The organism is Synechococcus sp. PCC 6716, from assembly GCF_022570815.1.
Taxonomy (GTDB): domain Bacteria; phylum Cyanobacteriota; class Cyanobacteriia; order Thermosynechococcales; family Thermosynechococcaceae; genus Thermosynechococcus; species Thermosynechococcus lividus.
In genome coordinates this window covers 18,028-32,768 of the sequence record NZ_JAKLTU010000022.1, presented here as the reverse complement: position 1 = coordinate 32,768, position 14,741 = coordinate 18,028, and the positions used below count along the sequence as shown (strand labels likewise).

The 14,741-nt window shown below is 54.8% G+C and carries 13 protein-coding genes; 7 read left to right on the top strand and 6 right to left on the bottom strand.

All coding sequences use genetic code 11. The features are described from left to right. Nucleotides 1-232 precede the first annotated feature (232 nt). Nucleotides 233-571, top strand: a complete 339-nt coding sequence (locus L5220_RS09820) for a rhodanese-like domain-containing protein (protein WP_227517581.1) — start codon at nt 233-235, stop codon at nt 569-571. A 37-nt stretch (nt 572-608) separates the two neighbouring features. After that, nucleotides 609-1,631, top strand: coding sequence for a type I glyceraldehyde-3-phosphate dehydrogenase (gene gap / locus L5220_RS09815; protein WP_499573312.1), 1,023 nt, complete (start codon nt 609-611; stop codon nt 1,629-1,631). Here the strand turns inward: gap and L5220_RS09810 are convergent. From L5220_RS09810 to gyrB, 3 genes are all read right to left on the bottom strand, one after another. After that, nucleotides 1,628-2,302, bottom strand: coding sequence for a lysophospholipid acyltransferase family protein (locus tag L5220_RS09810; protein ID WP_227517580.1), 675 nt, complete (start codon nt 2,300-2,302; stop codon nt 1,628-1,630). The genes gap and L5220_RS09810 overlap by 4 nt on opposite strands. Next, nucleotides 2,275-3,159 carry an ACP S-malonyltransferase gene (fabD, locus tag L5220_RS09805; RefSeq protein ID WP_499573311.1) on the bottom strand — a complete coding sequence of 295 codons (885 nt, stop codon included), beginning with the start codon at nt 3,157-3,159 and terminating at the stop codon, nt 2,275-2,277. The genes L5220_RS09810 and fabD overlap by 28 nt, the downstream gene beginning before the upstream one ends. Nucleotides 3,160-3,253: 94 nt before the next feature. Further along, complete coding sequence (gene gyrB, locus L5220_RS09800) at nt 3,254-5,176, bottom strand: DNA topoisomerase (ATP-hydrolyzing) subunit B (RefSeq protein ID WP_099798502.1); 1,923 nt, start codon at nt 5,174-5,176, stop codon at nt 3,254-3,256. 127 nt (nt 5,177-5,303) lie between these two features. Here gyrB and miaA point away from each other — a divergent pair, with 127 nt between their 5' ends. Then, nucleotides 5,304-6,191 carry a tRNA (adenosine(37)-N6)-dimethylallyltransferase MiaA gene (gene miaA, locus L5220_RS09795; protein WP_499573310.1) on the top strand — a complete coding sequence of 296 codons (888 nt, stop codon included), beginning with the start codon at nt 5,304-5,306 and terminating at the stop codon, nt 6,189-6,191. Here miaA and L5220_RS09790 read toward each other — a convergent pair. Together L5220_RS09790 and L5220_RS09785 are read right to left on the bottom strand one after the other, a co-directional pair. Further along, nucleotides 6,174-6,947, bottom strand: coding sequence for a type 1 glutamine amidotransferase (locus tag L5220_RS09790; protein ID WP_499573309.1), 774 nt, complete (start codon nt 6,945-6,947; stop codon nt 6,174-6,176). The genes miaA and L5220_RS09790 overlap by 18 nt on opposite strands. Before the next feature lie 27 nt (nt 6,948-6,974). Next, a complete protein-coding gene (locus tag L5220_RS09785) occupies nt 6,975-8,570 on the bottom strand; it encodes a DUF6930 domain-containing protein (protein WP_499573307.1) in 1,596 nt (531 codons plus the stop codon). Between the two features lie 150 nt (nt 8,571-8,720). Between L5220_RS09785 and L5220_RS09780 the strand changes: the two genes are divergently transcribed. The 4 genes from L5220_RS09780 (at nt 8,721) to L5220_RS09765 (ending at nt 13,643) form a co-directional block, all read left to right on the top strand. Then, the gene (locus tag L5220_RS09780; protein ID WP_099798498.1) at nt 8,721-9,773 is read left to right on the top strand and encodes a zinc-dependent dehydrogenase; all 1,053 of its coding nucleotides are present in this window, start codon (nt 8,721-8,723) and stop codon (nt 9,771-9,773) included. Continuing rightward, nucleotides 9,773-10,093 carry a DUF2499 domain-containing protein gene (locus L5220_RS09775; protein ID WP_099798497.1) on the top strand — a complete coding sequence of 107 codons (321 nt, stop codon included), beginning with the start codon at nt 9,773-9,775 and terminating at the stop codon, nt 10,091-10,093. The genes L5220_RS09780 and L5220_RS09775 overlap by 1 nt, the downstream gene beginning before the upstream one ends. Before the next feature lie 174 nt (nt 10,094-10,267). After that, the gene (locus L5220_RS09770; RefSeq protein ID WP_499573304.1) at nt 10,268-12,145 is read left to right on the top strand and encodes a cation:proton antiporter; all 1,878 of its coding nucleotides are present in this window, start codon (nt 10,268-10,270) and stop codon (nt 12,143-12,145) included. 142 nt (nt 12,146-12,287) lie between these two features. After that, complete coding sequence (locus L5220_RS09765) at nt 12,288-13,643, top strand: S-layer homology domain-containing protein (protein WP_499573302.1); 1,356 nt, start codon at nt 12,288-12,290, stop codon at nt 13,641-13,643. A gap of 26 nt (nt 13,644-13,669) precedes the next feature. Here L5220_RS09765 and L5220_RS09760 read toward each other — a convergent pair whose 3' ends face one another. After that, on the bottom strand, nt 13,670-14,611 hold the full coding sequence (locus tag L5220_RS09760; protein ID WP_099798494.1) for an SWIM zinc finger family protein: 942 nt from the start codon (nt 14,609-14,611) through the stop codon (nt 13,670-13,672). Nucleotides 14,612-14,741 lie beyond the last annotated feature (130 nt).

The following is a 14,741-nucleotide window of genomic DNA, read 5'->3' as shown; positions in this document are numbered from 1 at the left end:
CTTCCGATCTGCAATCAACATAAGAAATGAAGCCTTGCGGATATTGGAGTTAGGAACTAGCTCTACTGCCTTTGGGAGGGGACGTAAGACATCTGGTAAAACTTCGGTTTTGCTAGATGCTGTCCCCGTTGAACAAGGAAGCCGCTTATCTATCGCGTAGCGATGATGAGCGGTAGTTCACCTGGGATCGCTGGCATCCTCTGGCACAATCGGGGGATGATTTGGGGAAGGGATGATGCTGGGGCAAATTAGCGTGAAGGAGCTGGCGCAGCGGCTGGCTAGTGAGGCGCAGGTGCTGCAACTTGTCGATGTTCGTGAACCCTCAGAGTGGGCGATCGCCCACCTCCCTCACTTTAGGTTGTTACCCCTGAGCCAGTTTGCCGAGTGGTCACCCCAAATTTGCCAGATTCTTGATCCGGCCAAAGAAACCCTAGTGCTGTGTCACCATGGGGTACGCTCCGCCCAAATGGGTCACTGGCTTGTGCAGCAGGGCTTTTGCAATGTCAAGAACATTGTCGGTGGCATTGATGCCTACGCTACTGCGGTTGATCCCACCCTACCCCGCTATTAATCTTGATTAATCTTGTTGTTGCCTCAGGAGATTCTCCATGACTCTAAAAGTTGGCATTAATGGCTTTGGCCGCATTGGTCGCCTAGTTCTACGGGCTGGCTTAGCCTGTAACACTATCGAATTTGTCGGCATTAACGATCTCGTTCCTGCGGATAACCTTGCTTACCTGTTTAAGTACGATTCCACCCACGGTATCTATGGCGGCAGTGTCAAGGCAACGGGCGATGGCATTGAGATTGATGGCCGCTTTATTCCCTGCACCGCTATACGCAACCCCGCCGAATTGCCTTGGGGAAAAGTGGGAGCAGATTATATTGTGGAGTCAACCGGACTGTTTACGGGGTTTGAGGGAGCGACTCAGCACCTCCAGGCAGGGGCAAAGCGCGTCGTCATTTCGGCTCCGACGAAGGATGCGGATAAGGTAAAAACCATTGTGGTGGGTGTGAACCACGATACCTTTGATCCGGCGGTGGATGTTGTGGTCTCCAATGCCAGTTGCACAACGAATTGTCTGGCGCCAATGGCTAAGGTGCTCCACGAGCAGTTTGGCGTGGCGGAAGGGTTAATGACCACCGTCCACTCGGTAACTGCCACCCAGCCTACTGTGGATGGCCCCAGTAAGAAAGACTGGCGCGGTGGGCGCGGTGCTGGCCAAAATATTATTCCTGCCTCCACCGGAGCGGCCAAGGCGGTGACATTGGTGCTCCCGCAACTGAAGGGTAAGCTAACGGGGATGGCCTTTCGGGTGCCTACTCCCGATGTGTCTGTGGTGGATCTGACCTTCAAAACAGAGACAGCAACCAGTTATGCCGAGATCTGTGCTGCGATGAAGGCTGCCGCCGCAGGGGAACTCAATGGCATTCTGGGCTATACCGAGGAGGCGGTTGTCTCCAGCGACTTTATTGGGGATGGCCGCTCCAGTATTTTTGATGCCACCGCTGGCATTGAGTTAAACAGCAACTTTTTCAAGGTGGTGGCATGGTATGACAACGAGTGGGGCTACTCGAATCGCGTGGTGGACTTAATGAAGGTTATGGCCACGAAAGAGGGCTTGCTCTAGCGGCCTTGGGCGTGCAGCGCGTTAATGCAGCGGCAGCAGTCTTGGGTAGTGGCTTCTAGGTGATGGCGATCGCCACTTAAGGGAGGGGCAATCGGCTCACCAATGCGGACAGTAATTGGCACGGGTCTGGGAAATCGCCCCTTGGCAAGGATCTCCTGAGTGCCCCACAGGCATACTGGCAGCAGGGGGGCTTGGGCTTTAGCTGCAATAAGCGCCGCCCCCAGCTTGGGATCGTAGATGCGACCGTCCGCAGTGCGGGTGCCTTCGAGAAAGACGCCTACGACCCAGCCTTGATCGAGGGCGTGCAAAGCCGCTTGCAGGGCACGGCGATCGCTGGCGCCCCGCTTGACGGGATAGGCACCATACCACCGAATCAGGGTGCGCAAAATAGGCACGCGAAAGAGTTCTTCCTTCGCCATCCACGCCACAGGTCGCCGGACACAGTTGGAAATCAGGGGAGGGTCAAAGTAGCTGGCATGATTGGCCACCACCACCAACGGCCCCCGCTGGGGAACGTGGTGCGCGCCATAGATGCGCCCGCGAAAGTAGGTGTGCAGCACGGGGCTGACCACTGACCACTTGAACAGATGGTACAACACCAGACTAATGAAGGGTTCGCGATCGCGGGGCACAGCGACGACTCCTAGGCGGGCAAGGTAGCGATGGAGCAAACTCCCGTCACATTAATGTCTGGGGTGGTGCGCTTGACTAAGCCTGCTAGGACAGCCCCCGGCCCGACTTCTAAAGCTTGGGTCACCCCTGCGGTAGCCAAGGCATGGCAGGTCTCTACCCAGCGAACGGAACCCGTCATTTGCCGGCGTAGGCGCTCTTTAATAACGCTGGCCTCGGTTGTGGGGTGGGGCTCCACATTGTTTAAGACCGGCATCACTGCATCGTGGAAGGTACAGTTCCCTAAGACGTTGGCAAATTCCGCCGCCGCTTCTGCCATAAAGGGGGAGTGAAAGGCACCGCTGACATTGAGGGGCACCGCCCGCTTCACCTTGACTTGGGTCAGGAGGCTATCGACGGCAGCAGGGGTGCCTGAGATCACCACTTGCCCGGGATGATTATCGTTGGCCAGCACGACATCAGGGGTGGTGGCGATCGCCGCCAACAGCGCATCGCGATCAAAGCCAATGAGCGCCACCATTTTGCCGCCCCCGGCAGCATTCATCAGTTCAGCGCGTTTTTGCACCAGCTTCAGACCCGTCACAAAGTCAAAGACATCGGCAGCATACAGCGCCACGTACTCCCCTAAGCTATGGCCTGCCACAACGTCTGCTGTTGCGCCACGGTCTTTGAGGGCATCCACCAACAGACTCTCCACCACAAACAGACTCGGCTGCGTATAAAGGGTTTGATCTAAATTACCCGTGGTTCCGGCACAGCAGTCGAGCACCGACCAGCCTAAGATCGATGCTGCCAGATCACAGCGCTCCTGAGTGGGGGGATAGGCCTCCAGTAAATCCGCCATCATACCGCTGTGCTGCGAGCCTTGGCCGGGAAACAACCATGCTGTTTTTGTCATGCGTGCTGCTCAACCTAGAATATCGAGAACGGGGTGCAGGTCACCCACTGGTTTTCTAGCCTACGGGCAGTTTTTTTTATTTAAGCATCAAAAATTAAATATCTAGACTCTCCAAGGCCAACTGTGGGCCATAGGTCTCAATAAATTCGCGCCGGGGTGCGACGCGATCGCCCATGAGAATTGTAAAAATGCGGTCGGCTTCAGCCGCATCCTCAATTTCCACCAGCTTCAGGATCCGGGTTTGGGGGTTCATGGTAGTTTCCCATAGCTGCGCAGGCATCATTTCCCCTAGTCCCTTAAAGCGTTGGATGGTGTAGTTGGCATTCTCCGGAAACGTAGCCAGTTGCTGTTGCAGTTCGCGATCGCTATAGCAGTAAAAATGCTGTCGCCCCCGCTCCACCTTATAGAGGGGAGGGCAGGCAATATACACAAACCCACGGTTAATAAGTTCTTGTTGATAGCGGTAGAAAAAGGTCAGCAGAAGGGTACGGATATGGGAGCCATCCACATCCGCATCGGTCATCAAGATCACCTTGTGGTAGCGCAGCTTATCTGGATCAAATTCCTCCCCCTTGACCCCTAAGCCCAAGGCGGTAATTAAGGCTTGCACTTCGTTGTTTTTGTAAATTTTGGCATCATCGGTTTTTTCGATATTCAGGATCTTGCCCCGTAGCGGTAGAATCGCTTGAAAGCGGCGATCGCGCCCTTGCTTGGCGCTGCCTCCCGCAGAGTCGCCCTCCACAATGAAAATCTCCGATTCCGATGCATCTCGGGAGCTACAGTCTGCCAGCTTACCGGGCAGGGTTGACGACTCCAACACCGACTTGCGTCGCACCATTTCCCGCGCTCGCCGGGCGGCTTCTGCGGCATTAAAGGCCTGAATGGCTTTTTCGAGGATGGTATCCGTCACACTGGGGTGAAAATCAAGGTACTCGGTGAGGGCTTCCCCCACAATGGAGTCCACAATCCCCCGTACCTCAGTATTGCCCAGTTTGGTTTTGGTTTGCCCTTCAAATTCGGGGTTGGGAACTTTCACCGAGATAATGGCGGTTAAGCCTTCACGGATATTTTCCCCCGCTAAATTGGCATCATTTTCCTTGAGTTTATTCCGCTTGCGGCCAAAGGTATTGAGGGTGCGGGTGAGGACGGCCTTCAACCCCTCCATGTGGGTGCCCCCATCCACAGTACGAATGTTGTTGGCAAATCCCAGCAAGTTCTCGCTGTAGGCATCGGCACACCATTGCAGCGCTGCCTCTACCTGCACATCATTTTTTTCCCCTTGGACGTAAATAATTTCTGGGTGCAGGGGGTCTTTTTCCTGCACCATATAGCGAACGTATTCGCGAATGCCGCCTTCGTAGCAATAGGTTTCCCGCAGAGGAGGGGTGGGGCGTAAATCCTGAAACTCAATCTGAATACCAGCATTGAGATAGGCCAATTCCCGCAGGCGAGTCATCAGGACTTTGGCATCAAAGTCGATGGTTTCAGTAAAAATTTGCCGATCGGGAAAGAAGGTGACGGATGTGCCTCGGCGCTGGGTGGTATCCGGTGTTTTCTCAAGGGCAGTGATGGGCACCCCCCGCTCGTAGCGTTGACGGTGCATGGCGCCACCCCGCCACACCGTGACTTCCAGCCATTCCGAGAGGGCATTGACGACAGAGACCCCAACACCGTGCAACCCACCGGAGACCTTGTAGCCGCCATCCCCAAATTTGCCACCCGCATGGAGAACCGTCATCACCGTTTCCACCCCAGACACGCCGGTATCTGGATGGGTATCGGTGGGAATCCCACGGCCATTATCGGTGACGGTGACCGAGCCATCCGCATTAATCTGCACTAAAATAAGGGAGCAGTATCCTGCTAAGGCCTCATCAACAGCGTTGTCCACCACTTCATATACCAAGTGATGGAGTCCTTTGGGGCCTGTACTACCGATGTACATTCCCGGACGGGTTCGCACTGGTTCAAGGCCTTTGAGCACCCGTAACTGGGCAGAAGAATACTCGGCGGTCATGACAACTCCCTAACTGCGATGTCAGTGGGGCAAATAATGGTTTGGCTTGCCCTCAGGTTAAATCTGACCTAAATTTTAACATGGAAGGGTTATAGGCGATTCTAGGAAATTTTCAGGCTGTATTTGTGTGGGGGATGCAGGCTTAATTGTTATCGCGGGGGCAACAGCCACGGGGAAATCGGCCTTGGCGATCGCCCTCGCCGAGGTGCTCGACACAGTGATTTTAAGTGCCGATTCGCGGCAAGTCTATCGTGGCTTTGATATTGGCACCGCCAAGCCAACGGCGGCAGATCAAGCGCGGGTGCGCCACCATTTGCTGGATATCTGTGACCCCACCGACCCCTTGACCCTAGGTACCTATCAACAACAGGCGCAAGGGTTGATTGCCGAGTACCACGCTCAGGGCATTACCCCAGTGCTAGTTGGGGGAACTGGGCTGTATATCCGCAGCATTACCCAAGGGTTACGGATGCCCGATGTGCCACCGCAGCCAGACTTGCGCGCCCAATTACGCCACTACGGCCAATCCCAGTGCTATCAGTGGCTCCAGCAGGTGGATCCCCAAGCAGCGCAGCGCATCCATCCCCACGATCAGGTGCGGACCTTGCGGGCGCTGGAGGTCTATTACACCACAGGGATACCACTGACTCAACAACAGCAGCGGCAGCCGCCAGACTATCCGGTGTGGTATTTCGTCCTTGGCGGGGGCGATCGCCAGCGGATTGCCCAGCGGACTCACCAGATGCTGGCTCAGGGGTGGCTCGCAGAAATTCGGCGGTTACAGGCACAGTACGGGGATGATCTACCTCTGCTCGATACCTTGGGCTACCGGGAAATGCGCCAATACTTGCGGGGAGAGATCAGCTTAACCGAGGCCATTGAGTTAACCGTGCGCCATACCCAACAGTTTGCTAAGCGTCAGCGCACTTGGTTTCGCCAAGAACCCAATGCCCTGTGGGTGCTGGGCACCACCCTCGAAGCGCAAATGGCTGAGATCCTAAGCCATCTCCCTTAGAATCTTTTGCGATTCCACCCGCGAGTAGCCGAGCACCACCTCCACAAAACGCTGAATGAGGCGGTTGGCATGGGGGGTGGGCTGAGCACTGTCCTTGAGGCGAGCTAAGGCATGACCGTCTAAATGATAGCGATCGCAGTAGCGGGTGATCCGGGCAATCAAATCCCGATCATTCACCTCCGGGTGAAACTGAAACCCATAGAAGGGTTTGCCCGCCAAGCGAAAGGCATGATAGGGGCAGCGCTCACTGTAGGCCAGTAAAATCGCTCCTTGGGGCAGCCTGAGGGCGCGCTCTTGGTGCCCAGAAATCGCCAAAAAGGGATTGGGACACCCCTGAAACAGTGGATCCTGCTCTCCCTCTGGTGTGAGATACATCGCATAGGTGCCCATCTCCATGCGATCGCGATCCACAATCACCTCGCCGCCCAACGCCTGTACCGCCAACTGAAAGCCAAAACAGGAGGCTAGCACCGGAATATCCTGCTCGATGCAGGCCAAAATCAAGGCCATAGCAGGGGGCACAAAGCGGTACACCTGCGGCTTGAGTACCGTTGCATCACTAGAGCCGCCAATAAACAGCGCGTCAAACCCTTGAATACAACTGGGGGCAAAATCAGGACACTCAAAGCCGTTTAATACCGTAAATTGACTGCGATCTAGGCCGCTAAACTCCACGAACTCTGCTAGCTCTTCTGCCTGGGTCAGTGCATCCCCGCGAGCCTGAAGTAATAGAATCCGTGGTGCGGGCGCAGTCATGATTTTGTTAGCTCAGAACGGATTGGGCTATTTACGGCGTTCAATGGGCTGGGGGGTGGGGGGGCGATCGCGATCGATGTGGTTCGGCTGCAGAAACACTTCATAAAAGCCCACCATCTGTTTCAGGGTGGGATGGCGCAGGGTTTTGCCAGACATTCCATAGGCAATGGCTAGCCCACAGGCTCCCTTGCCCTTTGCTATCGCCCTCAACCATTCGTCCAGCTCTGCCACCTCCCCTGAACTGAGGGTCTGACACATCCAGAAATGATTTGCGTTCGTTTGCAGCAGTACAAGAGAGTCAAAGCTACGATCACCATGGGACACAAGGGTCAGATGGTGCACCCCTCCCTCAGCAGCAAGCGCCGTTGCTATCGCTAGGGCTTGGGGCTTTGTGGTTTGGATGATGAGGATGGGGTAGCGCTCAACGGTGGCAGGGACTGTCCCGGGCTGATAATAGCTTACTGCTTGGCGCAATTCGGTAAGAGACTCTGGCGTTTCAAACCGAAAGAGCGTGTAGAAGTCTGCTGGAATAGTTTTAATTTCAACAGGTGCTAACTCCTGCTCCTTAGCGGCCATATCCTGCTGCATCTGCTCCAGTAAGTCCGGGTCAGTACTTACTTGCACCTGATAGCTCAGGGCAGAGTGGAGCGGGGAAGAAATGGTCAAGGGCATTTCAATACTTGGATAAGCATTGCGACGGAACTTTTTACCGTGCCGCTGCCAAAACTGGATCAGGGCATCCAGCACCACATAGACCATTTCCGCTTCTTCAGGGGCAAAGAAGTGGCGCACCCCTTCCAGGGGATGAACAACGCCCACATCAAACATGTAATATTGCCCCTTCAGTTGAAAGAAGGCGTGGTCTAGGGCATCGACGGTATCGGCAACTTCAAAATTAAGCAGGAGGCAATCTTGATCTAAAAGGCTGGGGTCGTCGTACTCGTCGTCGTCATCCTCCTCAGCAACAGCCGGTTCCGTCATGGCTCGCTGCCAAAAGTCCCAAAAGGCGTTTTCCCCCCGATAGAGCATGACACCAAACTCGCGGTTCATGCTTTCGCTTTCGCGATTAATAAACAGAGCAACCAATGTGGGCGACTCCCAAGACTCACAGTAGAGTTTTAGGGGTTGCATATTACATAGATGCTGACAAAGATCGAGTTCAGCAAAGGCTTTGACTTTAGGTGGAAAAAGCTCTGCGTATTCCGGTGGCAGGACGTCTTGCTCTTCTGCCTCGTCAATTAACTCTGACTCCATAAAGGCAAAAAATTCCTGTAGCAAAGGAATATCTTTGCTGTACTGCACCTCAATTTCGAGGGGAAGGAGGATACCCCGCAAGAAAAACTGTAGTTCTAAATCGTTAACAATAATTGTCTGCGGTCGGCAGGGGGAATTTTTGGGATGGGGGTGCTCCATTGCCTGCACCAACAGCCGCATCAGTTGTTGCTTGCTAAAGGGGTGCTCCACAACTTCCATGCTGCGAACAGACTGACTGTTGGCATCTAGCCATGCACCGCAGTAGGCTTCGGTATCATCAGCAACAAAGGCACAGACTCCACCAACCCACACCGTTGGGAATTGGGGTAAATTCAGCAGGCGGCGGCAGGTGGCAGCAGGTAAAGTCACAAAAACAGTACACGTAATAACGGGTAGATACTTTTCTACTTTACCGCACTATACGTATAGGCTATGTAGGGGTCGCGCTACCCGTCACTTGCTGTGCGTGCCACTGGCGATTATCTTAGGGGTGACGAGTTAGTAGGTCAGCCACTAGCGATGAAAGCACAGGTGTTCCGAGGGGTGAACCAGCTTAGCTACGAGGAGTTACCCATTCCGGAAATTGCAGCGGATGAGGTGCTGGTACGGGTTAAGGTGGTGGGGTTGTGCCAGTCGGACATTAAAAAAATCCGCTACCCTCTCTATGAGCCACCGCGCATTTTCGGGCACGAAACAGCCGGGGAAATTGCTGCCGTGGGGACAGCGGTAAAGGGCTGGCAGGTGGGCCAGCGGGTTGTGGTGATGCACCACATCCCCTGTATGCACTGTACCTACTGCCTGAATGAAAACTATTCGATGTGCCATGTCTATAAAACGATTACAACAACCGCAGGGTTTATTCCCAGCGGCGGTGGGTTTGCTGAATACGTGAAGGTTCCCGGTCACATTGTGCAGCACGGTGGGCTGATTCCAATTCCTGAGGACATCAGCGATGAGCAAGCTAGTTTTGTGGAGCCGACGAACTGCTGCCTGAAGGCGGTCAAGAAGGCGGGGATTGCCCCCGGTCAAACGGTGCTGATTACCGGCGCCGGACCAATTGGTCTGATGTTTATTATGCTGGTGAATCTGTTTGGGGCACGGGCGATCGCCACCGATTTACTCCCCTCCCGCATTGCTAAAGCCAAAGAAGTGGGTGCTGCTGCTGCCTTTGATGCCCGGGATGCGGATCTCAATGCCAAGATTCAAGCGCTCACCCAAGGATTAGGGGTGGATGTCAGTTTGTTGGCCGTTCCGAGCGAGAGCGCCTTTTTTCAAGCCCTGGAGTGCACCCGCAAGGGGGGCAAAATTCTCTTCTTTGCTGAATTTCCCGATGAAGTGGAGATTCCCCTCAATCCCAATGTTCTTTATCGCCGGGAAATCGATCTCCTCGGCAGCTATAGTTCCTCCTATCGCCTTCAGTCCTTGGCCAGTGACATTATTTTTAATCGTCGTATTGATGTGGATGCCCTCATCAGCGATCGCTATCCCTTGGCAAAGCTGGCTGAGGCCGTCGAGCAGGCCGTCTCCCCCACCGCCGACACCTACAAGATTCTCATCTATCCGGATGCCTAATGCACGCGCTTTCTCTCCCCACGTGGGTTATTCATATTTCCAGTGTCCTTGAGTGGATAGCCGCCATCTGGTTTGTGCAGCAACTCCATCGATACCGCCCCCAAGAAGGCTGGCGATGGTTAGCCTGGGCAATGCTGCCGGCGCTTGTTAGTGCGATGTGTGCCTGTACATGGCATTACTTCGATAATGCCCCTCGTCTGGCATGGCTTGTGGATCTGCAAGCAATTCTCACCTTTGTCGGCAACTGCACCCTGTGTCTTGCAGCCGCATGGCTGTGGTGGCGGGGGCGGCAACGCTATCGTCCTGACAGGATTGATTGAAATTGGCAGTTCTTAAAGACTTCCAGTATGCTGTTATCATGCTTGCCTCACGGAATGATTGGATTGCGTATCACAATTGGCAGCTCTGAGCCGGTACCTAGCGTAGAGCAAGGAGAAACGTTTCCCCGTCAATCCATCCCTGAACGCCGAGACTGAGGACGTGCGGAGGTCGCCATGGACAGTAGTACCCAACTGACTGGTTTGTTTGTTATCACAGTCGTTCTGGGCATTGGTGCGCAAGTCGCTGCCCAGTGGTTACGCCTGCCCAGCATTGTGCTGCTATTGTTGGCTGGAATTCTCTGCGGCCCCAGCGGTTTGGGGTTAGTGCATCCGGACATATTGGGGGACGGCCTAGAGGTACTCGTGCCCCTGTGTGTAGCGCTCATTCTGTTTGAGGGGGGATTAAGTTTAGACCTCAGCCGTGCCGATCAAGATATTACCGGTAGCCTCTGGAAGTTGGTGACTGTAGGGGGCTTAATCACCCTTGTCGCGGGTGCGATGGTGGCTCACTGGATTGGTGATTTTCCGTGGCGCATTGCCTTTTTGTACGCCTCGCTTGTGGTTGTGACCGGGCCCACGGTCGTAGGACCGCTGCTGCGGCAGGTGGGGGTTGAGCACAAGCTGGCGGTCATCCTTGAAGGGGAAGGGGTATTAATTGATCCCATCGGCGCTATTTTGGCGGTGGTGGTGCTGAATGTGGTGCTAGAGCAAGACCTCGGGGTGGCGGCGATCGCCACGGGAATGGCACAGCGACTGGCCACTGGGGCAGTCATCGGCGGTGTTGGCGGCTGGCTCTTGAGCCGATTTTTGCGCTGGGCGTGGTTTTTAGAGGACGAGCTACGAAATCTGGTGGTGTTGGCGGTACTGTGGGGGCTGGTGTGGCTCTCCCAGGAAATGGTGAGTGAATCGGGACTAATGACTGCTGTTGTGTTTGGGCTGATGCTGCGCTGGTGTGAAGTACCCGGCGAGCGGCTGTTGCGGCGGTTCAAAGGACAACTCAGTACCCTCTCCATTTCAGTGCTCTTTGTGCTTTTAGCCGCTGATCTGTCCATTGCTAGCTTAAGGGAGCTAGGGGGGGCGGGGATATTGACCGTTCTGTGGTTAATGCTGGTGATTCGCCCCTTGGTGGTAGCGGTGTGTACTTGGGGCAGTGATCTAAGCTGGCAGCAAAAGGCTTTTTTGAGTTGGATTGCCCCGCGGGGGATTGTTGCTGCCTCGGTGGCATCGTTGTTTGCCATTACCCTCACCAATGCTGGGATCAGTGGCGGTGATGCCATCAAAGCCCAAGTGTTCCTGACGATTTTGATGACGGTCTTTGCCCAAGGCTTAACAGCCCGCTGGGTTGCTACCAAGCTCAATGTGCGGGCACAAGGAGCCTCTGGGGTATTGATTGCTGGGTGTACTCCCTTGGGTCGTCTTCTCGCACGACTATTGCGCGATCGCGGTGAAGAAGTGGTGATGATTGACACCGATGCCGAAGCCGTAGAAATTGCCCGCAAAGAACACGTGCCGGTGTACCTTAGCAGTGCCCTTGACTTAAATATTCTGCAGGAGGCGGGGATTACCCAATTGGGAACCTACTTGGCCGTTACCAAAAATACTGAAGTCAATGCTGTTTTAGCGCAGCGAGTCCTCGAGGAATTTCACCCACCCCGGGTCTTAGCTGCCCTGAGTCTTGAGGAGTGCCCCCTCGGCATGAGTGCGGCCTTTACCTCCCAACTCTCGATCAAAGCGTGGAATCAATATATCGCGACTGAGGCAGTACGGATTGGTGAACTGGTGATCGAGGAGGAGCAATCCCATCTGCAACGGGATCACCTTGATGCGCTGATCCGCTCCGGAAAAGTTCTGCCGCTATTGGTGGAGCGTCCCGAGGGGCTGCGCATTGTCCGAGCGAATGAAGAATGGCAGCCCGGCGATCGCCTCATCTATTTGCTGCACAATCCCAAACCCCATACACTACCGCAGGCGCTCATCTCTGGCTGGCCCGTCAATACCCACGTGGAATCTGTATTGGTGCCCAGTGAAACACCATCCCCCCAAGGAACCTGAAGCAGCAATTCCCGTCATAGGGCGTAACCATCTAACCATGGCCATGGTGATTGCCCCAGTGTGGAGACCCTGAGCAGGCTCTGCAGGGGTCAAGCCTTGCAAAATTTTTGCAGAAATTGTTCAACTTTTTGGAGATGTTGCGATGCACAGCATAGCACAGCGCGGCATGGCGTTTTTTAGCTGCGGTTTACTCAGTTCAGGGACTCTTGTCACCCTCTTGATGACGCCTGTTCAGGCGCAATCCCGCTTTATAGATACTCAAAATACATGGGCGCAAGCCTGTATTGATCACTTGGCCAGCCGCAATATTATTAGCGGTTACCCCGATGGCACCTTTCGCCCTAATGCCGCCGTGACGCGAGCGGAGTATGCCGCCATGCTGGGGAAAGCTTTTCCCAATGCACCCGTGGTGCGCACCCCCAGTACCTTTAACGATGTTCCCAGTAATTTCTGGGCGTTTAGTGCCATTCAAAATGCAACCCGTACTGGATTTTTGAGCGGCTATCCGGGGAATGTCTTTCAACCCAATCAAAATATTCCCCGAGTACAGGCGGTAGTGGCCTTAGCCAGTGGCCTGCAGTATCCTGCCCCAGCCTCTGTGGAGGCAACCTTGGCTCAATTCAGTGATGCAACGGCGATTCCCGAGTATGGGCGTTCGGGGGTGGCGGCAGCAACCGCTAAACAAGTGGTCGTGAACTATCCCAACGTGCAATTTTTTGCCCCCAATCAACTGGCCACCCGTGCCGACATTGCTGCGTTCCTCTGCCAAGCGACTCGCACAGCCGGTGCTCAAGCCTTAGTGCCCATGCAGTATGTTGCGGGAGCCAGTGCAACCCCCATGGCTCTATCGGCAGGCCAACGAATTCCGGCTCGCTTCCCCGATGCTGAGCGCATTATTGTTACTCCCAAGGAAACTGTGCCGATTCGTTTGGTGGCGGCGGCGGATGTCCGCGATAGCCAAGGTCGAGTAGTGATTCCCAGCGGTAGCGAAATCTATGGCCAAATTCAACCCTCTCAAGGCGGCTCTCGGTTCGTGGCCAATACGGTAGTCATTAATAACCAGCAGATTCCCCTAGCGGCAACCTCAAATGTAGTCAAAAAAATTCGCGATACCCGCGATCCCAATATTGGGAATGTCTTTCGCAATGCGGCGATCGGTGCTGCTGTCGCGGCAGGGATTTCTGGCTTGGCGGGCGATCGCACCATTACTCCCCTAAAAGTGCTAACGGGGGCAACCGCTGGCGCAGCCATTGAAACAAACCAAGGTCGTCCAGCAAGCTCTGTTGTCCGTGACTCCCTCATTGGGGCGGCCTTGGCCACGGGTGCCTCTGCTGTTATTGGCGATCGCCAGATTACCCCAGAAAAAGTCATTACCGGTGCGGCTACCGGCGCAACCATTGGTGGGGTGATTGATCCTGCGGTTCGTCGTGTTGTGGTTATTGATGCTAGTACGGATTTAGGGTTGACCTTAACACAGTCTTTCACTGTGACACCCTAAGACTTAGCGGGGTCTCCCCCTGCTCCCTAGTCTGATGGCTCCAAGGGCTCGCTCATAGCTAATTGACAGGCAGCCAAACTTGCCGTGTTATACATCTGCTGTAAACAATTCATTAAGTGAGAGGCCTCACCGGCATTCTCGTGGGGAAGGGGGAGGAGCACCGACAGGACAGCATCCGGTTGCCCTGGGGGCACAAGCACTACCAAATCGGCAGGAAGTGGGGCAGTGTACTGCCAAAACCTAGCATCGGTTTTGGGGGGAGTATAGGTCAGTAGGGGAGGTGGGGGTAGTGGCTGGGACTCTGGAGTTGCGCGGGAGTGCCGCATCTGCCGCAAAATCTCGTCTTTGGTTCTACCTCGCAACTGAAACAGCAAAAAGGGGTCTTCCTTAAAGCGTTGACCCAGCAGGTAATAGACTGCACCAATGTGCTTACAGGGATTGACGGGATCTGGGCAATTGCAGCGGCTGTGGATATCGAACTTGGTGAAGGGGAACAAACTCAACCCCGCTTGGGTAAAGACCTCTTCAATGCTGGGGGGCAACTCTCCGGCTAAGAGTTTTGCGCTGTAGAGAGCTTGCTGAGCCATGCTGTCAATGACGTATTGCCACTGCTCAGCGGTAAAAGCATCGAGGTGTAGTGTCACATGGTAGGGGGCAGGAGCAGTTCCTTGCACTTGGGCATGCACCTGATTGCCTTTGAACTCTAGGGTTAGCACACGTCCTTCGCGCACATAAATCCGCGCCCGCTCCATCCGTCGTCGCCAGCCAAAGGATTCTAGAACACTGATCCAACGCTCACTCCACCACTGTTGGCGATCGGGCGATAACGCTTGAGGGTCAGTGGCCACAACGGCAGCCTCAGTTGGAGTTGAAGGGCTGGTGGTTGCAGGCGCCTGTTGTTGCTGCTTTTGTTTTTCCTTGAGGCTGGCAGCCTTACGGGTAATTCTTAAAATCTGGGGCTGTTTCATAGGAGGGGTGACCTTGCAAACGTTTGCGCAGACTGAAAGAATTGACCGCACGCCACCGGAGCAGGGTTGATCTCGTGCTCCGATCCTAGCCATGAATACCGCGATTCGACAAGACTGGTGCTGAGCCGTC